Annotated in this window: 22 protein-coding genes and 2 pseudogenes; 6 read left to right on the forward strand and 18 right to left on the reverse strand. The window is 34.3% G+C overall.

The window, feature by feature from the left end; all coding sequences use genetic code 11:
- Positions 1-97 precede the first annotated feature (97 nt).
- The 5 genes and pseudogenes from MHH42_RS16000 to MHH42_RS16020 form a co-directional block, all read right to left on the reverse strand.
- On the reverse strand, positions 98-1,474 hold the full coding sequence (locus tag MHH42_RS16000) for a sensor histidine kinase (protein WP_000839538.1): 1,377 nt from the start codon (positions 1,472-1,474) through the stop codon (positions 98-100).
- 1 nt (position 1,475) lies between these two features.
- Positions 1,476-2,153, reverse strand: coding sequence for a response regulator transcription factor (locus tag MHH42_RS16005; RefSeq protein WP_000781963.1), 678 nt, complete (start codon positions 2,151-2,153; stop codon positions 1,476-1,478).
- A 181-nt stretch (positions 2,154-2,334) separates the two neighbouring features.
- On the reverse strand, positions 2,335-3,174 hold the full coding sequence (locus MHH42_RS16010; protein ID WP_000747489.1) for a YitT family protein: 840 nt from the start codon (positions 3,172-3,174) through the stop codon (positions 2,335-2,337).
- A gap of 352 nt (positions 3,175-3,526) precedes the next feature.
- Complete coding sequence (locus MHH42_RS16015; RefSeq protein WP_000438987.1) at positions 3,527-3,796, reverse strand: 2TM domain-containing protein; 270 nt, start codon at positions 3,794-3,796, stop codon at positions 3,527-3,529.
- A gap of 179 nt (positions 3,797-3,975) precedes the next feature.
- Positions 3,976-4,284, reverse strand: a pseudogene (locus MHH42_RS16020) (hypothetical protein); the annotation flags it as partial.
- A 224-nt stretch (positions 4,285-4,508) separates the two neighbouring features.
- On the opposite strand from MHH42_RS16020, the gene MHH42_RS16025 reads away from it, so the two are divergent.
- The 4 genes from MHH42_RS16025 to MHH42_RS16040 all read left to right on the forward strand — a co-directional run bounded on the left by MHH42_RS16025 (position 4,509) and on the right by MHH42_RS16040 (position 9,101).
- Positions 4,509-5,720, forward strand: coding sequence for a tyrosine-type recombinase/integrase (locus tag MHH42_RS16025; protein WP_340893590.1), 1,212 nt, complete (start codon positions 4,509-4,511; stop codon positions 5,718-5,720).
- Complete coding sequence (locus MHH42_RS16030) at positions 5,644-7,755, forward strand: tyrosine-type recombinase/integrase (protein ID WP_340893591.1); 2,112 nt, start codon at positions 5,644-5,646, stop codon at positions 7,753-7,755. Before MHH42_RS16025 ends, MHH42_RS16030 begins: the two co-directional genes overlap by 77 nt.
- The gene (locus MHH42_RS16035; RefSeq protein WP_340893592.1) at positions 7,748-8,128 is read left to right on the forward strand and encodes a DUF6262 family protein; all 381 of its coding nucleotides are present in this window, start codon (positions 7,748-7,750) and stop codon (positions 8,126-8,128) included. The genes MHH42_RS16030 and MHH42_RS16035 overlap by 8 nt, the downstream gene beginning before the upstream one ends.
- 268 nt (positions 8,129-8,396) lie before the next feature.
- Complete coding sequence (locus tag MHH42_RS16040) at positions 8,397-9,101, forward strand: alpha/beta hydrolase (protein ID WP_445286051.1); 705 nt, start codon at positions 8,397-8,399, stop codon at positions 9,099-9,101.
- 182 nt (positions 9,102-9,283) lie between these two features.
- Here MHH42_RS16040 and MHH42_RS16045 read toward each other — a convergent pair.
- Positions 9,284-9,658, reverse strand: a pseudogene (locus tag MHH42_RS16045) (hypothetical protein); the annotation flags it as partial.
- Between the two features lie 288 nt (positions 9,659-9,946).
- Between MHH42_RS16045 and MHH42_RS16050 the strand changes: the two are divergent.
- Positions 9,947-10,978, forward strand: a complete 1,032-nt coding sequence (locus MHH42_RS16050) for a S66 family peptidase (protein ID WP_016108784.1) — start codon at positions 9,947-9,949, stop codon at positions 10,976-10,978.
- 194 nt (positions 10,979-11,172) lie between these two features.
- On the forward strand, positions 11,173-11,568 hold the full coding sequence (locus tag MHH42_RS16055) for a DUF3224 domain-containing protein (RefSeq protein WP_000454076.1): 396 nt from the start codon (positions 11,173-11,175) through the stop codon (positions 11,566-11,568).
- Between the two features lie 200 nt (positions 11,569-11,768).
- Here MHH42_RS16055 and MHH42_RS16060 read toward each other — a convergent pair whose 3' ends face one another.
- From MHH42_RS16060 to MHH42_RS16115, 12 genes are all read right to left on the reverse strand, one after another.
- Positions 11,769-12,146 (reverse strand): enoyl-CoA hydratase, encoded by a 378-nt coding sequence (locus MHH42_RS16060; protein WP_000776365.1) that lies wholly within the window; start codon positions 12,144-12,146, stop codon positions 11,769-11,771.
- A gap of 86 nt (positions 12,147-12,232) precedes the next feature.
- Positions 12,233-13,480, reverse strand: a complete 1,248-nt coding sequence (locus MHH42_RS16065; RefSeq protein WP_340893594.1) for a DUF1015 domain-containing protein — start codon at positions 13,478-13,480, stop codon at positions 12,233-12,235.
- A 13-nt stretch (positions 13,481-13,493) separates the two neighbouring features.
- Positions 13,494-14,666: a 3-phosphoglycerate dehydrogenase family protein gene (locus MHH42_RS16070; protein WP_000490244.1), complete on the reverse strand. Its 1,173-nt coding sequence runs from the start codon at positions 14,664-14,666 to the stop codon at positions 13,494-13,496.
- Positions 14,667-14,678: 12 nt separating this feature from the next.
- Positions 14,679-15,761 carry a 3-phosphoserine/phosphohydroxythreonine transaminase gene (serC, locus tag MHH42_RS16075; RefSeq protein WP_016108787.1) on the reverse strand — a complete coding sequence of 361 codons (1,083 nt, stop codon included), beginning with the start codon at positions 15,759-15,761 and terminating at the stop codon, positions 14,679-14,681.
- 207 nt (positions 15,762-15,968) lie between these two features.
- Positions 15,969-16,160, reverse strand: a complete 192-nt coding sequence (locus tag MHH42_RS16080; RefSeq protein ID WP_000670800.1) for a DUF378 domain-containing protein — start codon at positions 16,158-16,160, stop codon at positions 15,969-15,971.
- 89 nt (positions 16,161-16,249) lie between these two features.
- Entirely contained in the window at positions 16,250-17,317 is a 1,068-nt protein-coding gene (locus tag MHH42_RS16085) for a glycoside hydrolase family 113 (protein WP_016108788.1), read from the reverse strand.
- Between the two features lie 180 nt (positions 17,318-17,497).
- On the reverse strand, positions 17,498-18,271 hold the full coding sequence (locus MHH42_RS16090; protein ID WP_000738998.1) for a DUF6612 family protein: 774 nt from the start codon (positions 18,269-18,271) through the stop codon (positions 17,498-17,500).
- 81 nt (positions 18,272-18,352) lie between these two features.
- The gene (locus MHH42_RS16095) at positions 18,353-18,718 is read right to left on the reverse strand and encodes a hypothetical protein (protein ID WP_000025021.1); all 366 of its coding nucleotides are present in this window, start codon (positions 18,716-18,718) and stop codon (positions 18,353-18,355) included.
- Between the two features lie 286 nt (positions 18,719-19,004).
- Positions 19,005-21,395: a penicillin acylase family protein gene (locus tag MHH42_RS16100; protein WP_340893595.1), complete on the reverse strand. Its 2,391-nt coding sequence runs from the start codon at positions 21,393-21,395 to the stop codon at positions 19,005-19,007.
- A gap of 72 nt (positions 21,396-21,467) precedes the next feature.
- The gene (locus MHH42_RS16105) at positions 21,468-22,205 is read right to left on the reverse strand and encodes a DnaD domain-containing protein (RefSeq protein WP_070173494.1); all 738 of its coding nucleotides are present in this window, start codon (positions 22,203-22,205) and stop codon (positions 21,468-21,470) included.
- A 321-nt stretch (positions 22,206-22,526) separates the two neighbouring features.
- A complete protein-coding gene (locus MHH42_RS16110) occupies positions 22,527-23,183 on the reverse strand; it encodes a uridine kinase family protein (protein ID WP_053445829.1) in 657 nt (218 codons plus the stop codon).
- Between the two features lie 467 nt (positions 23,184-23,650).
- Entirely contained in the window at positions 23,651-24,232 is a 582-nt protein-coding gene (locus MHH42_RS16115; RefSeq protein ID WP_000113325.1) for a TetR/AcrR family transcriptional regulator, read from the reverse strand.
- Positions 24,233-24,357 lie beyond the last annotated feature (125 nt).

Raw genomic sequence — 24,357 nt, forward strand, 5'->3', positions numbered from 1 at the left:
AAGTCCAATTATAGAATAGGATTACTCGTATTTTTTCACTTTACATGTAGAATAACGGACAAAAAAAGAAGAGGCGTTCGCAAACAGCCTCTTCCATCTATTTCGGAAGTTCAACCCGAACAGTCGTCCCTTCCCCTTTCGTACTATACACCGAAACTGCCCCTTTATGCAGTTCAACAATTTTCTGCACGATTGATAATCCTAAGCCACTACCTTCTACGTTTCTTGCCCTTGCCGTATCTACTTTATAAAAACGATCAAAAATACGGTCCATTTCTTCTTTTTCCATACCGATCCCGTTATCGGATATAGAGATAATGACACTAGATTCTAACTCTTCGACAAAAAACTCAATCGTCCCACCATCATTTGAAAACTTAATGCTATTCGTAAAAATGTTACTCCACACTTGATGTAGTAAGTTTTCATCACCTTGTATTGTAATGTCCGGCACATCAAACTCAACGGTGATATCTTTCTCACGCCATTTCCATTCGAGCATAAAAATGACGTCTTTAATTTGCTTTTGTAGATTGAATTCTTTTATTTGTAATACTTTTTCTTCTTTATCTAAAGAAGCTAGCGTAAGTAACTGTTTACATAAACTAGACATTCGCTTACTTTCGCCCTCGATAATTTGTAAGTAATGGTTTCTTTCTTCTTCACTCATCTTTTCTGTTTGCAATGTTTTCGAAAATCCTTGTATGGAAGAAAGCGGCGATTGAAATTCATGCGAAACGTTCGAAACGAATTCTTGTCTCATTTCATCTAATTCTTTTATACTTTTCGTCATCTTTTGGAAGCTTGTAGATAACGTTCCTATTTCATCTTTTCGTTTTACGTCTAATTCAATTTCATATTCACCACTTGCAATTTTTTGCGTAGCTTTCGTAAATTTACGAATTGGGCGAACGATATATCCTGCTGCAATCGCAATAAAAATAATACTTAATAGAACGATAAACCCAAGCAATACCGCTAAGAAAATTCGCATCTCACCAAATTGGTTCTGAATGTCAGGACGAATAAATAAAGCATATTGTTTATCACCGTGTTGCACTGGTACACCGACACTATTAATTAATTCATTATCGAAAAAACCTGTAATAAAGAGGCGTGTTGGATATGTGGAAACGCCGTTAAACGTTTCCCCTTGCAATACTTTATGAACGGTATCATCACTAATTGACGTTTTACGGAACGCATTACCGATACGCTTTCCATTCTTTTGATCATCAACAATATAAATTTCATATCCTAATTTCGCAATAGAATGCAAGTACGCCTCTTGATTTCCTTCACTTTGCTTTTCATATAATGACTTAACTTCTTTTGCATACGTTAAAATCTTTTCACTATTATACGGTTTTAACTTCACTTGATAATATACGTTCGTTAATAAAAAACCGATAATACTACTAAGAAGCATAATACCGACTGTCATAAAAACAAATCTAGAATATAGTGATTTCATCTTATCTCAGCTCCAACTTATAGCCGAGTCCGCGCACTGTCGTAATTTGAAAATCATCTGTTCTTTTTGAGAAACGATCTCGTAGTCTCTTCACATGAACGTCAACCGTTCGTTCGTCCCCTTCGAAATCCATTCCCCATACTAATTCAATTAACTCTTCTCTTGAAAATGTTCTTCCAGGATAACTAGCTAATTGCGATAATAATTCAAATTCCTTCAGCGGAAGCAAAATCGTTTGACCGTTACACTTTACTTCAACACCTTTACGATCAATTGTCGTCCCGTGAAGTGTAATAATGTCTGCACTCAGCATTTGATAACGGCGCAACAAAGCTTTCATACGAAAAATGACTTCAGCTGGCTCAAACGGTTTTACAATATAATCGTCCGTACCAGAAATGAATCCTTTTTCTTTATCAACTAACTGATCTTTCGCAGTTAATAAAATAACCGGTATATCATGATACTTCCGGATTTCTTCACATAACGTATAGCCATCAACAAACGGCATCATAATGTCTACTATCGCAAGATGAATATTTTCCTTCTCTAAAACGTCTTGCGCTACCTTTCCATCTTCCGCTTCAAAAACTTTAAACCCCTCTTTTTGTAAATGGTAATGCAATAATTCTCTAATATGCTTATCATCATCAGCTAATAAAATATGTATCATCTTCATTAAACCCTCTCTCGTTCATCCTTCTACATCCTTACATTAAGAAACAATTGGATTTTTTGCAAGAAAAAGAAAAACAAACCAACATTTTAAGATAAATAAAAAAGAATCTATTTTGAAAAAAGATTATTCAAAATAAATTCTTACGTTTTAGTATTAAGATTATTTTAATGAAAAGTAATTTCTATGCTTTAGAAATATCAACAAATCCTTCTCCGAACACATCACGAACATCGTGTATAGCGATGAACGCAGCCGGATCTGTAGTTTGAACAATCCGTTTTAGCTTCACTACTTCTTGCTTATTAATAACAACATAAAGAATTTCCTTCGGAGTTTTCGTGTAATAGCCATGACCTGAGTACACAGTAACCCCTCTGCCCATTAAGGTAGTTACCTTCCCGGCAATTTCATTCGGGTTATCAGAAATAATCGTAATGGCTTTCTTCGGATTTAAACCTTCAATTACAAACTCCATCACTTTCGTTGCTACATATAGCATAATAATTGTTATCATCAGTTTTTCTGCACCAATGATGAAATAAGATGAAAACGCAACAATTAAATCGAAGAACAGTAAACCATAGCTAATGCTCCATCCTAAATATTTATGCGTCATCCTTGCTAAGATGGTAGTACCTGCTGTTGTTCCGCCAACGCGAATAATAAGACCAATCCCGCACCCAATAAATATTCCACCGAAAATAGCATTTACGAGCATTTCATCAGAAGTAATCGTCCAACCTTCTGTCAAATGAAGAAATAGCGAGTTCGTAACTACAGCGATAATCGTATAAATTGTTGTGATCTTGTTTAAAAATTTATAACCAGCTATTAACAAAATCGCATTTAATATTAAGTTGACTAAACCTGGTGACCACTCAAATAAATAGTACGTAATAATCGTGATACCTGTTACCCCGCCTTCACCGAACTCATTCGGGATAACAAACAAATTGACACCTAAAGCAAAAAGGAATGCACCAATAATAATAAAAATAATGTCTGTCGTTCTTTTTTTCATACAGTACCTCACTTCTTATGCAAATATTTCTTCAGATATAAACTCTCACCATTATATCGTGGAATATTCAAATCGAACAGTGGTTTATTTTTATTTTAATATAGGGTAATAAATCAACTTTATCCTATATCCACATGTAATTTAAAAAGTAAAATAACTGTATTTATTATGTACTACAAATAAAGTTTTGATTTCACATGCAGTTCACCCTAAAAAATGTATATGAACACTCTCACTCGCACAAACTTCAAATACAAAGCAAATAGGCGAAGCTATAGAATATACTTCGCACCAAGCGTGTAATCATAGAGATTTATATGAGATTTTATATTCATAAATTCCAGAAATAAATTTACTTATCTTTCTCCATATATTCTTTAATCTTTCGTTCTTCCCACTCTTTTCCGAATATCCCAAATGGAAAAGTCGTCAATCCGTGTATAACGATACCAATCCCCCAACCTGCAAGTGGATATAAAAACCATAATTTACTTGAATCAGAACTTATATTTATAATAAAAAGCATTAAGTTCACTAGTATATAAACCGTTAAATGAATGTAAAATGCTTTTAAATTCTCCATTCTTTTTTTAGCTCGTAAATAAACATCATCTCGCTCCACCCTTAAACACCTCTTTCAATATTGTTTTTTTCACCTTCGCTCCAGTGTTAACATCATATTCTAATCGGAAATCCAGTATTCTCAAAAAAACATAAAACAAAAAAGTATCCATCGAATTATCATACATATGATGATTCGATGGGTACTGCATGATACATTTGTTATTTACAAGCGTCTAATTAAGACCAAATCCAAACATCATCATTATTTTCAACGTCGCTCTTTACCTCATGAACTTTTTCAATGTTGTCCGTTGTGTTCCAGTTAATAGAACTTCCGCCCCAGCCTACATATTTCATATCAATTTTTACTTTCTCACTTGTATGAAATACTTGTCCCTTCGTTAAGAAAACGTCAATACTATCTTTCTTCCCATTTAGTGATGGATACTCAACTACGACATACTTAGTAGAACCGTCTCCCTCATCTTCCATCGTTCCTATTTTTGATACTTCGCCAATTACATAATCAGGTGAGCCATCTTCTTTCTTAAATAGACTAAACTAGGAAGAGGATATTATGTTCAATATATGAGCATATATCCTCTTTTCTTATACATATTAGATAAGTTATACAGATATTAAAAATATAGTTCAATACGTATGAAATATTTAGAAAAGTATGTACACTTAAGTTAGAGGACGTATCCCATAGTGGGATACGTCGTGAGGTCTTTAGGCAGAGCGTTAATATCTTTTAGGGGTGAAGTACTATGAGGGTGCAAGAGGTTGTCTTAGAGAATAACAGCAAAAGATACATATTACTGGATCAAGAAGGATTCCCTGTAATGCCAGTTATGAAATATATAAAGTATTTAGATAAGACAGGAAAAAGACCTAATACTCAAAAAGCATATTGTTATTCCTTAAAACATTTTTATACCTACTTAGAAGAAACAAACAAAGATTACAAGTTTATTAGATTAGAAGATTTAGTTGATTTTGTAGGGTGGTTAAGAAGCCCCTATCAGAGTTCAAACGTTACTCCTCTCCAACAAAAGAAAGCAAAGCGAACGGAAAAAACAATTAACCATACAATTACCGTTATAGCAAACTTCTATGAATACCTCTATCGAAATGAAGAAGTACAAAATGACATGATGGAAAAGTTAATGAAGCAAGTATTTACAGGAGGATACTCACGTTATAAAAGTTTTTTACACCATGTTAATAGGGACAAGCCATCAAAAAGAAACATATTGAAGTTAAAAGAACCACGCAAAAGAGTAGAAACCCTCACAAAAGAACAAGTACAACAAGTATTACAAGCAACTACTAATATACGAGATAAATTCTTAATTCAGTTGTTATTTGAAACGGGATTGCGTATTGGAGAAGCTCTCTCTCTTTTCATGGAGGATTTTGTTTATGACCATAAAAAAGGGCATCGGATTCGTTTGGTGGAACGAGGGGAATTAGAAAACGGTGCGATGTTAAAAACAGGAGAACGTGAAATTTATGTATCACCATCCTTAATGGATTTATATGATGATTACTTGTATGAAGTGCTTGATGAATTAGAATTGGATTCAAACTTTGTTTTTGTAAAACTGAGAGGAAAAGATGTGGGAAAACCAATGGAATATTGGAACGTTGAGTCTCTATTTAAGCGTTTAAAAAAGAAAACAGAGATAAGCCTATATCCTCACCTATTTCGTCATACACACGCTACAATTTTCTACCAGAAAACAAAGGATATTAAGCAAGTACAAGAACGATTAGGACATTCTCAAATTCAGACAACAATGAATCTATACTTACATCCTTCGGATGAAGATATCCGAGAAGATTGGAATAAGGTACAGTCCGAATTTAACATAAATAAATATAAGCGAAAGGAATTATTATATGAAACAAATCAAAAATGTCCAGAAAGAAAACATAAACTTTCACGAAGGTTTACAACAAGAAATTTCAATATATAAAGAAAAGTTAATACATGCAGATGGTTCTGTTTCTATTGAACAAGTAAACAACCCTTATTTCTTAGTTAATGACAAATGGAATATTAACTTTATCAGTGGAATTAAGCAGTTCGAAGAAGTGATAGCAAACCGTAACTTCCCAACCAAAAGTGTTTGTTTTCGATTTTGCAATCCTTCAATCAATTTAGAAGTGAAATATGTCTATTATCAGCAATTGTTTAAGGATTTATGGACAATTCAGACCATATTTGGTGGTAAGAATACACCATTAAAACGAATGTCCGAGTTCTTAAACGAGAAATATCCCCAACAATCATCCCTATTGGGATTGGATATCGATAAAACTGAAAAAGAGTATTTGTTTTGGTTGCATAGTAAAGGAATTAAAACTCATTATAATCGAAAAAAATTTAATTATGAAAGTTATATTAAAACCCCAGTAGCTAGTTTTCTAAGAACTATTTACACGATACTCTCCCAGTACACTGATAAACAAGATGAATGGGAAAAAGATAGATGGGATGTTCGTATTTTACATGAGAAATACAATATTCATTATAACAAAAGTAGGCCCAACTATTACCTTGATTTCTCACAGATTGATGGAAAGGTTAAAGAACAAGTAAAAAAATATGTTAAACAACGATTGCTTAGCAAAAATAATTTTTCATTCGGTAGAGCAACAAGTTATCAGAATTACTTACAAAAGTTTTTTACTTTTATATTTTCAGTGGAACCCACATGGAAGAATTTAAAACCTTTAAAAAGAACTCATATTGAAAATTATATTAAACACTTACATATATACGCTAAAAATAATTTGAAACAACGGAACTCGCATCCTGAGCTATATATAAATACAGCACTATCAATCTTACAAAAATTTCTTGAAGATATTCAGCGATATGAGTACGACATTGCGCCTGAAACGCCTGTACGATTATTGATTTTTCCAGAAGATAAACCGAAGTTAAGAAAAAAGTCAATTGATCAAATTGACTATATACCTGACTACGTATTAGGGCAACTCTTTACTCACCTCAATGATTTACATAGCGATGTTATACCAGTGATATGGATTGCTTTTAAAACGGGGCTTAGAATTTCTGATGTATTAGGTTTAACTTCTGATTGTTTAGTAAAACTCAATGGTAAATATTCTATTGAAACAGATATTGAAAAAACATATGTAAAAGGGCATAGAATTCCAATTGATGATGAATTAGCAAATATTCTTGCGGTTCTTATTGAGAACTCAAAAAAACTTAGCAATCAAGACAACAATCCCGAAGGGTATATTTTTGTTCGTTATCGTGGTACACGAAAAGGTAAACCATTTACCCAAGGCTTTATTAGAAACTATTTAAATCAATTAGCGCAGCAAAAAAATATTAAGGAGGAAAATGGTAACTTATTTCACTTCAAAACTCACCAGTTCCGACATACTTATGGAGTGAAAATGTTGAATGGTGGCGCGGATATCTTAACAGTACAAGAGTTATTAGCTCACTCATCACCTGAAATGACCCTACGGTATGCAAAGCTATTAGATGATACAAAAAGAAAAGCATTTGAGTCAGTCATAAAGCAAGGTGTTTTTAGTTTTGACTTAAATGGTGAAGTACAAGAAATTAAAGCAGGAGAAGATATTCCAACTGATATATTGGATGCCTTATGGCAAGACCACAAGCTAAATGCGATGGACACCCCTTATGGAACGTGTCACGCTCGTTTAAACGGAAACTGCCCTCATATGGAAGCCCCGCCTTGTCTAACTTGTGGTGATAATCAAACTCCATGTAAAGACTTAGCGGTGGGTTTTTCAGAGTTAGATAAACAAAAATATGAACTTCACATTAACACCACTACGAAAGCAATTGAAATAGCAAAACAACGTGGTAGAGAGGATATTGCGGAGAGGAACCAAAAGAATCTACAACGTTACCAAAATATTTTAAATACCCTCCAAGATGGAAATGTTATCTTTGGTAGACAAGGTCGGATGAAACGAAAGTTAGGTGTTAAAAATGTCTGAATATGACCGTTCTACACATTTGAAAGAGATTCACGCCAACCGTAAGGCTAACACCTATCAGAAGGTAGATGAAGCCATTAAAAGGCTTATAAAAGCTAATGAAAAGATAAACTTTAACAGTGTATCCAGTGAAGCTAATGTATCAAAATCAACACTCTATAACAACAAGGACTTCCGTTCCAGGATCGAAACATTACGAGAACAGCAAGCACAAGTACCTACACCCAAACAAGCAAAACGAGAAATGAACGAAAGCAATAAGGATGCCCTTATCGCCTCTCTAAAAAGGAAAAATCAAAAGTTAGAAGAGGAAAACAAGCAATTAAGAGAACAACTGAAAGTTGCTTACGCAGAGGTGTATAAAAAGTTATGATGGAGAACGTTGTTCTCCCCCTTCTTCTTCAACTAACTGGCAGGTTAGCTCAATAAGGAATCAAAATAAGAACTTGTAAGCTTCTGAAGAAGTGGACAAAAGAAGGGTTTTAAATACAAAGTAGAATATGTTATACAGATGTAGAGAGATAATATAATTCATTTGTGGTAAATTAGGAATAGTTTGATTTGTTTGAGACTACGTAGAAGAATATAAAATGTATGTGATTTTTTACCCAATCCTATATGTCTTATTCTATGGAGGAAATATGCTTAAAGATAACTTTAAAATTAGTAATATTCCCGCGGTTTTATGGGGAGAAAAGAGTGAAAAAATTTTTATTGCAGTACATGGAAATATGTCAAATAAGGAAGATGCAGTGATTCAATTATTAGCTGAAGAAGCCAATCAAAAAGGTTATCAAGTATTAAGCTTTGATTTACCTGAGCATGGAGAAAGAAAAAATGATAATACTCCTTGCAAGGTACAGCTTTGTGTTAGTGAATTATCTATAATTATGAATTACGCAAAAGAACACTGGAAAGAAGTAAGTGTGTTTGCATGTAGTATGGGAGCTTATTTTAGCCTTTTGGCGTATCAAAATGATGTGTTAAAAAAGGCATTATTTTTATCACCCGTAGTTAATATGGAACGAATTATCGAAAATATGATGAAATGGTTTAATGTAACACCAGAGCTTTTGCAAAAAGAAATGACTATAGAAACACCTATTGGTCAAAAGTTAAATTGGGATTATTTATGCTATGTAAAAGAACATCCTATTAATACATGGAATACAGATACATATATTATGTATGGAGCCAAGGATGAACTGTGCGAATTTGAAACTATTAACTATTTTACAAAAAAACACCGTTGTGAATTAGAAGTCCTGGAAGCAGGTGAACATTACTTTCATACTGAAGAACAGTTGAAGGTATTTGAACAGTGGTTACACAAGCATATAGATTAACAAATTACAATTTATCTAAGAGATTTAATGAAGATCCTGCTAGAGAAGAATTATGAATATATAAACTGGTAGTATATTTGAGAGATATTATGAATGTGAATTTACTAACTTAAACAAACGGGTGCTTTAATAAAAGAAGAAAGGGTTCTACATATTAGATATGACTAATATGTAGAACCCTTTAATTTTTCTATCTTTTTTAAAATTAGGTCTTGATAACTTTCAATGTGCATACCTAACTTGTTTGTTGTATTTTCAACTGCAGTTGCAACCATATATTCTGTAAAATTACGCATCATAGATCCAGTCGCTTTTACTTCGTCTCCTACTTTCACATTTGAAAGTGAATCCATATACACACTAACAGGCTCCTCATATTGCTTAGATTTCACAACAATTACACCGTTATCTACTTCTACTACTCGCCCTTCTAACGTCGAGAAATTTGACTCAATAGAAGCGGCACTCGCTTTCGTTACTTCTAATCCTGGTACATTCGTTCCTGATAATGCTGCGATACCTAAAGCACCTGCTAAAATTAATTTTTTCATACCCATATGTAACCTCTCCATTCATGATGATTTTATTTTTTGATTGGCTACGACCAACCTGTAATCATTATAGTTACAGGTTATAAAATTAACAACCACTTTTCTCATGCAATGTTGCATACTGTAATTTTTAAATATTAATCGACTATTCCTATATTCAGCACTACTGCTAAATTCTTGAATAACAGCAGGTAAACGGATTGATGATGCAGAAACTACTGTCATGCATCATATTTTTCAATGCTACGGTTTGTATAATCGTAGTTCATTACATTATGTAGGGGCGGAATTCATATGTTAATAAAACCAAAGAGATTACAGCCAGGAGATATCGTAGCAACAGTAAGTGCTTCATGGGGAGGAGCGGGTGATTCTAAGCTAAGATGGCGTTATGAGCAAGGAGTAAAGAGATTAGAAGAAGTATTCGGGCTTACAGTTATCCCAATGCCAAATAGTTTAAAAGGTAGCGAATACCTTTATAACAATCCAGGGGCTCGTGCGGAAGATTTAATGACAGCATTTAAAGATACGCGTGTTAAAGCAATTATTACGAATATTGGTGGCGAAGATAGTATCCGTTTACTACCTTATATTGATTTTAATGTGATACGTGAAAATCCGAAAATCTTTATGGGGTACTCTGACGATACCGTGTCACACTTATTTTGTCATAAAGCAGGAATTTCCTCTTTTTACGGTCCAGCAATCTTAACCGATTTTGCTGAAAATATAGAGATGGATTCATATACGATTGAAACAGTGAATCGAACTCTCTTTTCAAATGAGATTATTGGTGAAATTCAACCAGCTAACGAATGGACGAGTGAGCGTTTAGAATGGATAGAAATAAATAAGGATACAAGACGTACGATGCAGCAAAACAACGGATATGAGGTCCTTCAAGGATCTAGGACTGTACGAGGACGTTTAATTGGTGGTTGTATTGAAGTATTGGAATTCGTAAAAGGAACGGAACTTTGGCCTGAGAAAAAGCATTGGGAGAATAGTATTCTATTCTTTGAAACATCTGAAGAACATCCAGAACCAAATTATATAAAGTATTGGTTGCGAAATTATGCAGCGCAAGGCATTCTGCAAAAAGCAAAGGGAATCATCTTCGGTAAACCGAAAGACGAAACATATTATGAAGAATATAAACAGGCAATACTTAAGATTATGAAGGAAAATAATTTAGAAGATTTGCCGATTCTTTATAATTTAAATTTTGGCCATACTGAACCGAAGTTTATTTTACCTTACGGTGCGATGGCAGAAATTGATTGTGAAAATGGATCTTTCTCTATTTTGGAAAGTGGAGTGGAGTGAAACTTTCAATAAGTAAAGCCATAAGTTTTATAATTATGTTTTCCTGATCCTAGCGTATTTTTATTTTATTAGCTTGATAGCGATATGGCAGGACTCAAATCAATAAAAACACTCCTATGAGATATGACTGTGAATTGTTACTTTTTAAATGATATGGAGATTACTTATCTAATGATAAAGGGGGATTTACGTGTATGGAAGTAACATTTACAGTAAGGAAATGGGATGAAAAACCAATTGATGATACTAGAAAAGATTTCCCTATTAATATTGCCCATGTTGAATATGATATTGATGGGGAATTAAAAGGAAAAGCTTTTGTTGAATACTTATTATATTATTTAGACTCAAATATAAATGATGGTCACTTGGCTACTGCTAAAATTTCTGGATTTTTACACTTTGAAGGAATTTATAAGGGGCAACAAGGAACATTTACAGCTATAGAGCAAGGAATATTTGATAAAGGAAATTTAGATTCCCCAGGAACAATTATTAAAGCTACCGGTAACTTAGAAAGTCTGAGAGGGTCCTATAACTATCAGTTTACAGGTCAAACCAGTAAACTAATTTTAGAATTTGAAATTTAGCAAAATACCCTATAATTTAGTGGAAAGGACATTTCTTATAATACTAAGAATGTCCTTTTTATTGACGAGCTTATTCAACTATTTTCTAATCGTTAAGAAAAGAACAGAGTATAATACATAAAATTTTCGTTATGGATGGGAATTAAAACTCTAAGCCTGAGAGGCATGGGCCCCCACTTATTCATTACTTCTCCTACCAATTAAAGAATAATCCCTGAAAAACTCCCCTTCAATACTTCTTTTTCAAGTTGATTCATACATGTAAACATCGCAATAATCTTCGTACGATTTTTTTCATCGGGTTCAAATTTTTCAATTGTTACGTCACATCGAATCGTATCCCCACTAAAAACGGGACGTAAAAATTCAAAATCCATCTTGCGAGCTAATACGTTATAATCACCGCCAACTTTCGTAGGCAGTGTTGATGTTAAAAGTCCTTGTACAACAAATCGTCCTTGTTCATCAGGTGTAACATGATGAACTCCCTCATCCTTAGATACCTCTGTAAATAAAACAACATCTTCTCTTGTAAACGTTCGCTCAAAGGTGATTTTTTCGCCTACTTGCAATTTCATTGATACCCCTCCTCGAAAACACTTTTAAAATAAGAAAAACCGAAACTAAAAATCATTTCGGTTTTTCAATCTAAAGAAGTCTATATTTACTTTAAAGAATGTACAAACAACCCACTGCGCAGTTTCGGTTCAAACCACGTTGATTTTGGCGGCATGACTTCCCCAGCGTCTGCGATTGCTAATAAATCTTCCATTGACGTTGGATATAATGAGAACGCTGCTTTATATGCACCGCTGTTCACAAGGCGCTCTAGTTCTTCTAACCCGCGTATTCCGCCTACAAAATCGACGCGTGAATCAGATCGCGGATCATGTATTTCAAGTACTTGGCTTAATAGATGGTCTTGCAGAATAGACACATCTAAACCTTTCACAAGATCGTTCGCATCAAACGTTTCCTCTTTCACAGTGAGCTTATACCACTTCTCGTTTATATACATACCAAATGTTTTCGGCTCATTCGGTTTATACGGAGAAACATTTGCTTCTTCTACATAAAAATACTGCGTAATTTGCTTTAAAAACTGTTCCTCTGATAAGCCGTTTAAATCTTTCACAACTCGGTTATAGTCCCAAATTGATAATTCATCGTGAGGGAATAGAACGGATAAGAAGAAATTAAATTCCTCTTCTCCTGTATAATTCGGATTTTGTTCTCTTCGCATAAGTCCTACTTTTGCTGCTGATGCAGAGCGATGATGTCCATCTGCAATGTACAAGTTCGGAATATCTTCAAATGCGTTTACTAAAGTGACAATTACACTTTCATCTGCAACCTTCCAAGCAACATGCTCAACGCCATCTTCTGCTGTAAATGTATAAATTGGCGCATGTTCTTCTTTCCAGCTGCTAATGAAACGTTTCACTTCATCTTTTGTACGGTACGTTAAAAAGATAGGGCCCGTATTTGCATCACACACATCAACGTGACGGATGCGATCTAATTCTTTTTCATGACGCGTTCTTTCGTGTTTTTTAATTGTATCATCATCATACTCATCAATAAATGTACAAACGACAAGTCCTGACTGCGTTCTTCCTTGCATCGTCAGCTCATAAATGTATAATGCTGGCTCCTCATCTTGAATGAACACTTCTTCTCGTATAAATTGCTTTAAATTTTCACCCGCTTTTTCATATACGCGATCATCGTACGGTGAAAGTGCCGGATCTAAATCGATTTCTGCTTTATCAACGTGTAAGAAAGAATACGGATTGCCTTTTACAACTTCTCTTGCCTCTTCACTATTTAATACGTCATACGGTAAAGCCGCAACTTGTGCTGCTTTTTCTTCTACTGGACGAATGGCCCGAAACGGTCGGATTTTTGCCAACTTCCTCTCTCCTTTACACAATCATTCGAACGGCTACAACACCTGAAATTTTGCTTATATTTTCCACAACATTCTCTTTAATTATATCATCAATTCCGTTATCAATATCAATCATTGTATACGCCCAAGAATGTTTACTACGATTAATCATATCCGCAATATTTATATGATGTTCTGCTAAACATCCTGTAATTTGTCCTACCATGTTCGGAACGTTTTGATGCATAATTGTAATACGTTTCTTTCCGATATACGGAAGTTCTACGTTAGGATAGTTGACTGAATTACGAATATTTCCTGTCTCTAAATATTCACGTAATTGACGTGCAGCCATTACTGCACAATTTTCTTCCGATTCAGATGTAGATGCACCAAGATGGGGCGTCGCTGTTACATTTTTCATCTTAATCACATTTTCATTCGGGAAATCCGTTACGTAATGTGTAATAACATCTTCTTCTAATGCTTTTTGAAGAACATTTTCATCTACAAGTTCCCCTCTTGAGAAATTGAATAGACGCATTCCTTTTTTCATCGTCTCTATAGCATGTTCACCAATAAGCCCCTTCGTTTGATTCGTAAGAGGAATATGAAGTGTAATATAATCACACGTTGCAAAAATTTCATCTAGGCTAAACGCTCTTTGCACATGTGTAGAAAGGCGCCAAGCTGTTTCAACTGAAATGTAAGGATCATATCCGACAACGTCCATTCCTAAAGCTAGCGCATCATTCGCGACTAAAGCACCAATTGCACCAAGGCCAATAACCCCTAGACGTTTCCCCGCAATTTCTGATCCAACAAATTGTTTTTTCCCTGATTCAACAAGCTGAGGTACTTCTTCACCCTCTAGATTTTTCGTCCAGCTTACCCCATTAATAATGTTACGTGAAGACATAATAAGACTTGCGATAATAAGTTCCTTTACGGCATTCGCATTAGCCCCTGGCGTGTTAAATACTACAATTCCCTTTTCCGTACATCGATCGACAGGAATATTATTTACACCCGCACCAGCTCTTGCAATCGCCTTTAAATCTTTTGAAAACTCTTCTTGATGTAAAGAATAGCTGCGAAGTAAAATGCCGTCTGGATGATCCATTCTATCCCCTACTTCATAGCGCTCCCCGCCAAGAACTTGCAAACCTTTTTCTGCAATTTGATTTAACGTTTGAACACGAAACATATCCCCATCTCCCTATCTATTTTCAAGCTCAAATTCTTTCATATAATCTACTAATTGCTGCACACCTTCCACTGGCATCGCATTGTAAATACTAGCACGCATGCCACCTACTGAACGATGTCCTTTTAACGTAACGAACCCGCGTTCCTTCGCTTTTTGTAAAAACTGATTATTTAATTCTTCTGACGGTGTTGTAAACGGAATGTTCATAAGTGATCGATACGTAGGATCAACTGGTGAAGTAAACAATTTAGATTCATCTAAGAAATGATAAAGAAGTGACGATTTCATTCTATTTTGTTCTTCAATCGCAGATACCCCGCCTTGTTCTTTTAACCACTCTAGTACAAGCTTCGTTACGTAAATACTAAAGGATGGCGGTGTATTATATAAGGAGTTATTTTTACTATAAGTTTCATAGTTTAGCATTGTAGGACAAGAGCAATCTGCCCCGCCAATTAAATCTTTTTTTATAATAGCAATCGTTAAGCCCGCTGGCCCTAAATTCTTTTGTGCTCCCGCATATATGAGGCCAAACTTCGTAACATCATATCGTTCTGATAAAATATTTGAGGACATATCCGCAACTAGCGGCACTTCTTCGAGATGTGGAATATCCACATATTTTGTCCCCTCAATTGTATTATTCGTTGTTATATGTACATAATCTAGTTTTTCATTACCGAGTAAACCATCCAATTTAGGAATCGTAGTAAACTTCTCTTGTTCAGAAGAAGCAATCACTTGTACTTCCCCTACTTTTTCTGCTTCTTGCAGTGCTTTTTTAGACCATGAGCCAGTCAGTACATAACCTGCTTTTTTGTACGTATTCATTATATTTAACGGTATCATAGAAAATTGTAATGATGCACCGCCCTGTAAAAATAAAACTTCATACTCATCAGGAATGTTCATTAATTCACGAAGCAGGCTACTCGCTTCATCAATAATACTTTGAAAATAAGAAGATCGATGACTCATTTCCATAATAGACATGCCTGTCCCGTTATAATTTAAAAGCTCCTTTTGCACCTTCTCTAAAACTGGCAAAGGGAGTATTGATGGTCCTGCAGAAAAATTATACACTCTCTCCATCACCCGGATGACCTCCCTATTTCTCATTTTGTTATTTTTTAAACTTTCTGAATTATACCCTATAATACAATATACGGTCAATTTCTTTTCTATTATTATGTCTCAAGACGCGATGGAATCGCTCGCACGTGCATACTATATGTAAACATATAAAAAAGTGTTAAGTACATAATCGTACTTAACACTTTAATAATAGAAGAATAATAGCTAATTGTCCGTAAAGAACCGATCAAAAATTTGATAAATAGCAGAAAGACCAAAGAGCCAATAAATAGTGTCCACAAGCGCCGGCATAGAACCAAACCATTTCTCAACTACATTGTAATCTAACGCTACAAACAACCAATTCAAACCGCCAAGAATCACCAAAATTACTGTAAGGTAAGACAAAAATTTCATTATGATTGCCCCCTAGGTGATAAGATGGTGAAAGGCCTTTCACTAGAAATATATGTAGGAAACTTCAAAACTTACCTATTTTATAAAATTTATTTTCGATACCATCCGTTAATAACTGCCTCTGCTTCTTTACTATGTATTTGATACGCATGTGTACTATCATTAGAGCCAATAAACCAAATTGAAAAACCTTTAAAATATGGTTTCGGTTCTAATACATCTCGGTAAGCGCGCCAGCCATTTAATTGTACATCCTTTGAAAATACATTTGAAACATCTGGATTCCATGGATTTTGTAGTCCTAGTTCACGCGCTGGTACGTTAAATCCACCAAAATAAACTGGCTTTCCTGTTGCATTATGTAATTGTTCCAGTTGTTGAACAACATTTTGTCCACGATTATATACTGTTGTCGCGAATAAACTTTGCTTCACTTCTTCGTATGATGGATTCCTTTTTCCTGAAACTTCAAACCAACTATCGATACTAACAATATCCACCTTTTTTAAATACGGACGATTTATTTTCTCTTTAAACTTCGCTTCATACGAAGGGTCCCAGCTTGCTGTTAACCACCAGTTCATTTGATACAAAACATTTCCTTTATACTGCTGACGGACAAAATTAATCGTATCGTTCCAATATCCTTCTGCATATTCCATATTAACGAAATTAGAAGCAATCTTGAGCCCGTACACATTGTATTTACTTGTAATCGAATGAAAGATGTCTTGTAGAATAACCGTTTTCCAATTCCAGAAGAAATCATTAATATTACTTGGATTCCATTCTGTTTCTCCAACATTCCCCTGCTGAATATATGGGAACGGTTCCACTATAACTTGAATATTACGCTTTAATAATTCTTGAATTAAAATGATAGCCTGTTTCTTTTGCGCCTGATTAATTACCATGTTAGCAGAAGTCACATTCGGAATATCTACTTGAATCGGTACATTTACTGTATTTAAATTTAAGCGCTCTACATCAGCTAACACTTTCGCTACATTTCCAACTTCCCATACCGTTACGTTTCCTGATTTTATTTTTCCAGGTTGAACAGTATTTACATCTGCCTGTACGTTTCCTTGAAAACAAAAAGAAAACAACATAATAAACACTCCTAAAAAACTTATTAAACTCTTATTTTTCTTCACAACTTTCCCCCTATAATTTTTGACTTTCTTGATTATTTTATACAATGTTTCACATATATTCCAGAAAAAATTACATGAAGTTTTCATTAATAAAAGCATTATTCATATAATTCTCCTAAAAATAGTAAGATAAATAAAAAGAGCGGATTTCCGCTCTTTTTTATCCTTTTACAATTGAAATTATTGAATCCCTTCTGGTAACTTAATTGAATCAAATTTTTCATATGAATCAATCTTTATACTCACAACTGCATCCAACTTTTCCTTATCTGTACTAGCTTTTTTATCTGCGTTACTTTCACTCACTTTTATAGTTGTTCGCATCTCTTCAAATTTATAATCTTTTGTTATTATATATTCAATGTTAAACGCATCCATACTAAATCCTTCCGTTAATTTTTTCATATCTCCATTAATTTTTTGTAACGTATCTACTGCTTCTTTTCCTTTTAATTCAAGTGTAAGTTTATATGTGTCCCCATCCTTCTTTGCTTTCATTTTCTTAGCCAAAGCTTCCGGTAAATCTAACTCATTCAGTAAATTTTTACTGACCATTACATCATTTACATTAAATTGATCATTAGGTATCGTAACTAACTCTCCTGTATCAGGGTTTTTCACTTGAGCAGCGACCTTTCCATCTACTTCATACGTTACAATATCTGTACCACTTATTTTCATTTCAGCTCTAGAATTCTTCAGTTTCGGCTCCATCTGTATTTTCATTTTAATCTCTTCTGATTGGCTGCTCCCCTTCATTGACATAAGAGATGTCAATGTAAGATATTCCTCTTGTTTTAATCCGTCAGCTGCTTTTTTAAAAATATCCTTCGCTACTAACTCTTTTTCTTTTTTTACAGATACTGTTTTAGGTCCACTTGTTTTTTCACTGCTACAACCAGTTGTTAAACCTACTATTAGAGCCAAACTAGATATTACAACCATTTTCTTCATACTGATTCTCCCCATTTCCCGCTTAAAAATATTTTCATTTCATGTATAGTAAATCAACTGAAATAAATATATATACAATAATTATTTAACCTCTAAACTAAACCAGTTATTCAATCCGTATACTAACGTAACTAATGCTCCTATTACACCAAAAACAACAATATTTATACCAATTGATGAACCGAATAAAACAGCCATCATTGACACCATCAGTAATAGCATGGCGATACTATTTATCTTAATTTCTACTATGTCGCCATCCTTTACTTTCTTTTCTTTACTTCCAAAAAAGAATTGTTTTACTTTAATATTCGCTTCACCTAATTCAAAAGGAAGCGTATATTCTTCGTTATTCTCAAGTTTCATTACTACTTCGTTATCTACCTTTACTGCAACTCTTGCTGCTCCGCCCATTATCCCTGTTGCTCTTATTACTTTAATGCTCATATTAAATCCCCCTATTAGATTTCACTGCAACTATTAAGAAATTCCCCTTGTTGCACACTACTTCATCCTCCGTTTAATAAACACAATATTCCAAAAGGTATTATAACAAGTCCCTGTACAATATTTTGTCAAAATTTGTCGCGTTTCTACAAAAAGGATATTTTATCCATTATCGTAGAAAAAAGACTCTTACAATAGTAAGAGTCTTTTTTCTAAAGTAACACTTTCATTAGCGGAAGGGTTATTACTTCATTAAGCAGTCTCATCCGTAAACAAAAACATACTATCACTTCGGCTGTAAAGTTAATACTTTCCCTTCAATTCCATCTGTATTTAAAGTAGTCATATGATACGTGCCATTTACCCAATCATCTATTTGATCATGATACCAATCGCTTCTAAAATGTCCTGACTGTCCTGGCCCTACGATATGATAACCGTTTGACATATCTTTCGTATCTATGACAAATCGCCAAGAAGCACCATGATTTACAATACCGTTATCGCCGTAACTCGCGGCTTGAACGGTAACTTGACTTCCGCCAATCGGAACTGGTTTCTCACGATTAAAAGCAAATAACGCTAACATACTAGATGATTTCGAAATTGGATGTGTAAAAGCAAGTTGATGGTAATCGCCCCACTTCCACTCTGCAACATCGGTTCCATACTCCTTCTGCAATTTCTTCATTACATTCTCGTACGATGTATGCACAACTTTTGTGAAGCCTCCATACTTAGAAAACCATACACTATTTTCCCCGGCTACTTGTTTCCGAATCAATTCATCAACAACTTGTGACTTTCCTTCAAATAACTCCATCACATCTTTCGGTATTTCTTTTGAAAATAACGTATTCGAAATCTCTTTCATTAACAAATGAAAAATTAATGGTGCCGCTTCATCTTTACTATCGTAAAAGTTCCACTTTGTTAATTGTTTTACGCCTTCTTTCTCTACTTCATTTAAAGCTGTTTTATGTAACTCTTTTAAAAATATTGGAGTAAACTCTTTCCCATATAAATTCTTTTGATCCATCTGTAATTCTTCTAAATCTTTCACCGTATACTTGTCCTTCTCTTGCAAAAACTCTTGAATACGCATTTGTCTATATGGCTGCGCCCACGTATTGCTAATATGGTATGGATAATTATCATCCACAATTTTATTATTCGCAGTTGAAATAAACCCTTGTTTTGGATTTATTACTTTTGGCAGTTGATCATATGGGACATACCCTTCCCATTCATATTCATCAGTCCACCCTGGCACTGGCAAACTCCCATCACCTTTTTTACGCACTGGTATATTTCCATTCGCTTTATAAGCAATCGTGCCATCGTTTGATGCAAATACAAAGTTTTGAGTTGGTGTATGAAAATCTTGAAGTGCCGTTTCAAACTCATTCCAATCTTTCGCTTTATTCATATTTAATACAGCCTTTAATTCAGCAGAAGGCTCCAAAGCAGTCCATTTCAAAGCGAATACTGTTTTCGTTTTCTCTTTTCCTTTATCCGCAAACTCTGAAATGACTGGACCATGCCTCGTAACCGTCACATTATACGGAATTGTTTTCCCGCCTTTTACTTTAATAGATTCGTCAACAACAGTAGCTTTTTCCCATTTATCGTTATACAAAAATTCATTTTCATTATTAGGGTTTCTCTTTTCAATATATAAATCTTGCACATCAGGACCGGTATTCGTAACGCCCCATGCTATTTTGTCATTGTGTCCTAATATAACACCTGGCACTCCAGCGAAAATAACGCCACTCACATTTAAATCTTTCATTTCAAGTCTCGTTTGATACCATATAGAAGGTGTCGCAAGAGATAAATGAGGGTCATCCGCTAAAATTGGCTTACCTGACGCACTCTTCTCACCACTCACAACCCAGTTATTACTACCGTTAAACTCCGGCGGAATTATCGTTTTTGAAAAACTTTGTGCTACGTCCACATTTGTATTTTTCAGTTCAGCGAGCAATCTAGGGGCATCTTTCGGATATGTAGGAAATATCTCATTTGCTTGCTCTTTCGGAAGATTTTTCAGCGCCCAATAACGAAACGCTTGCCCGTGCCAATGTCCTCCTAAATCAAACGCCATATACTTCCCAATCGTTAAAGTATCAACAATTGACCATTCAGCAGGTTCATAACCTAATATAGTAAACTCAACTGGCAATCTCTTTTCCGCTTTCGCTTCACGTATAAAAGCGTTCACCCCATCAGCAAATGACTGCAAAGCAAATTTTGCTTCCCCATCATATTGACTAACAGACGCTTCTGCTGCTCGCCGTAAACCGAGCGTTCGAAACAATTTATCTCTATCAACGGCTGCTTCTCCAACAACTTCACTTAACATACCAGAAGCTTGCCTTCTACTTAAATCCATTTGAAATAAGCGATCTTGTGCTTGCACATACCCTTGCGAAAAATATAAATCATGTGCATTTTCCGCTTTAATATGCGGTACCCCGTTACTATCTCGTTTCACCGTAACAGCATGTTGTAAATCCTCTAGCTTTTTCGTTCCATCTATCTTTGGCATAGATCTCAGCGTATATACGTTCAAAAAAATCACACTGCAAATAATCAATAAAAGAACGATACTACTAGACCAAATAAAAATTCTCTTACCTCTAGTTCGTTTCTTCTTTATAACAACTTCCATATAACCCCTCCTTTCTCAAACTATTCGCTTCTATTTTGAAAGAACCTTTTAAAATAGAAAAATCCTTATATGCTACGGATCATACAAAATGAATCCTTCCTTTTCTTCACTTAAATCTACTTGCCCTTTCTTACACCAATTCCTCAAAATCCCCTTCACATAAGCGAACGTTCGCTTATTATGTTCAAACGCAATTTTAAGTGCTTCTAGTACTACCTTTCCTGAAACTCTTTGTATCCAATCCTTCAATTCCTTCACGATATATGGGGATAAACTACTAATATGTTGTTCATAAAACTTGTACACTTTACAATTGGGAACGGCCTCTTCTATACTTTCTACTTCTTTCTCTTCAATAACTTCTTGTAAACTACTAGTATCCTCTTCTTCAGGCATACCAAAATGCTGCAATAACAATGGAATCTTCCATTCTTCTTCAAGACATTTACGTAAAAACGTATGTATGAATTCTTTATTTTTCACAGTCTTTAACTCACGTAACACACACTTCTCTACATTCGTATTTAAAATAGGGTTATAGTGTAGCCAATTTACTATGAATAACTCTTTCGTTTCCATATCATAAAAAATCTTCCCATATTCAACAAACCGGTTTAATAGCTTCTCAACAGTTTCCATACTGTAACCTGTTTCAAGCTCTGCCACTCGCTTCGGTAATATGTAAATACCACATTGCTTCGTTTTCGTTCCCGTTAACAAATATATGTAAAAATAACGCTCCTCTGGCGTTAAATCTAATATGAATTCATCTTGCCAAAAGTTCACCTGCACATTACGGTACACCGCCATCTATTTCCCTCTACTCTTTGCTAGCAAATAAGAAATCCCAATCCTTCAATATAAATATAGGAATGTGGGAGCCGTTTTGGCATTCGAATTACAATTTTTTTTACTACTTACTGTAAAGTAACAAAAAGGTTATTTAATCTTGCTACCAAAAATACAATAGACATCTGTCTATGTAAATGACAGATGTCTATTAAAGTCGTTTAAAAATCTAGTTGTTTCATAGACAATGGATTTTTAGGTGAATAATAAAGTTTCTTCATTTGAGAACCAAATAATGAAAATGAACCCTCATAATAAACATAACAAATAGAGTATTTGCATTTAAACTTTATAAAACTCAAATGTATTTTTTTCTAGACATATTGCTTCATCGGAACTTTTAATAATAATATCAAAACGTTGACTGTATGGATGCATAAACACTTTATACTGAATCCGACGTTCTGCATGAGACCGCCTTAAATAATTGATATCGGCTCCCCTTTCAGCAATATCTCGGCTAGACCTTCTCATTAATTCCGTTTCATCATCTGTATAGAAGTAAATTTTTAAATCAAATAGATTGGGATTAATAAATGCGACACACATTCCTTCTACAATTGTCACTTTGTTTTTTGAAGAAATTAACTCGCTTTTCATATAATGCGTATCTATCGTATAAAAATCTAAACCAGCCCTTACCATCTGAACATCTCTTTCTAAAGCAGACAAATGATGCGCTGATGGATGACAAGCCGTCATTTTATAATGATGATTTTCGTTTTGATATGTATAGTCAATAATTGCATGCTTTCGTATGTCTGAACTAACAATATATGGATCTGTATTAATATAATTCACTTCATTTTGATCTAGTAGGTCTACAAGCATATTAGCAAACGTTGTTTTTCCAGCAGCGCCATGTCCTGAAACACCAATAACAACCTGTTCATTAGTCCTACTAATCCAATTTATGATTTCTTGCAATAACTTATCCATCCTTCTCCCCCTTTTACTGATATACTGCCCTTATTTTAATTAGTTAAATATTGAGATGTCCCCTCATCTTATTATACATGAAAGAAAAAATAGCATAATTATCCATCGTACCATCTCTAATTTTATACAACTATATTATTTGTGAACACTTACAACGACGTTTTTATGTTTTCGCGCTTGTTTTGTTCTTGTAGTTGTTTTTGTTTTGTTTTTTCTTAGTGATTTATTACTTGGTAGGTGCTTATGAGGGGCTTTGAAGGGGCTATATAATGTTTTATTCTCGTCTAATTTTTAATTACACACGCCTCCTACAATCTTCTTATACTGTGTACACCTATAAAATTATATTGTTTCCGAAAATAAAAGTACTGAATTTTCTTCGTAGATAATCCAGTACTTGACGATTGAAAACTTATAAATGAAAGTGGCTACTATTAATAAGGTTAGTTGAAATACACTTCTACAAATCATTTTAGTAACGATACGATTATACATACCGAATTATCTATAACGGAACGTTCTGGGCGTGATTTCATTAATACTGTTAATCCTATTAAAGACGTAACTAATGTTTGCGCTACTGCTTTAGCGTTCAAATCACTTTCCAGTTCTCCGGACTGAATTCCTTTCATAATTAATTCTTGAAATATAACTGAGAGATACATTTGATGTTCTCTAGTTAGCACTTCAAACTTTTCATTATGAGGAGCAAGCTCAACCATTGTGTTAATACAAAAACAACCTTTACTTAATTCTTTTTTATATTCTTCTTCCACTATATTTTCAAACAATGTCCGAATTGCTTCTTTTACAGATTTTCCGCTTTGAAGTTTTGTTCGTATACGAGCCGCATGTAAATTTGTGTATCTCCTTAATGCCGCTTCAAATAAACCCTCTTTATCACCAAAGGCTGAATATAAACTCGGCTTTTGTATTTCCATTTTAGCAGTTAGATCACTTAATGAAGTAGCAGCGTACCCCTTCTCCCAAAAAAGTTGCATAGCAGCATCCAAAGCTTTTTCTTCATCAAATTCGCGTAGTCGAGCCATTTAAAACCCTCTCCTTCTCCATCTATTTTTTAAGATTATACATTATCACTTTATGTACCGAACAGTATATTATACATCGTATTAAATTATAAACGATATGTCAAAAGAAAACGTTATTAATTCAA

Origin of the sequence: Bacillus sp. FSL L8-0099, assembly GCF_038006385.1 — a bacterium.
GTDB classification, from domain to species: domain Bacteria; phylum Bacillota; class Bacilli; order Bacillales; family Bacillaceae_G; genus Bacillus_A; species Bacillus_A toyonensis.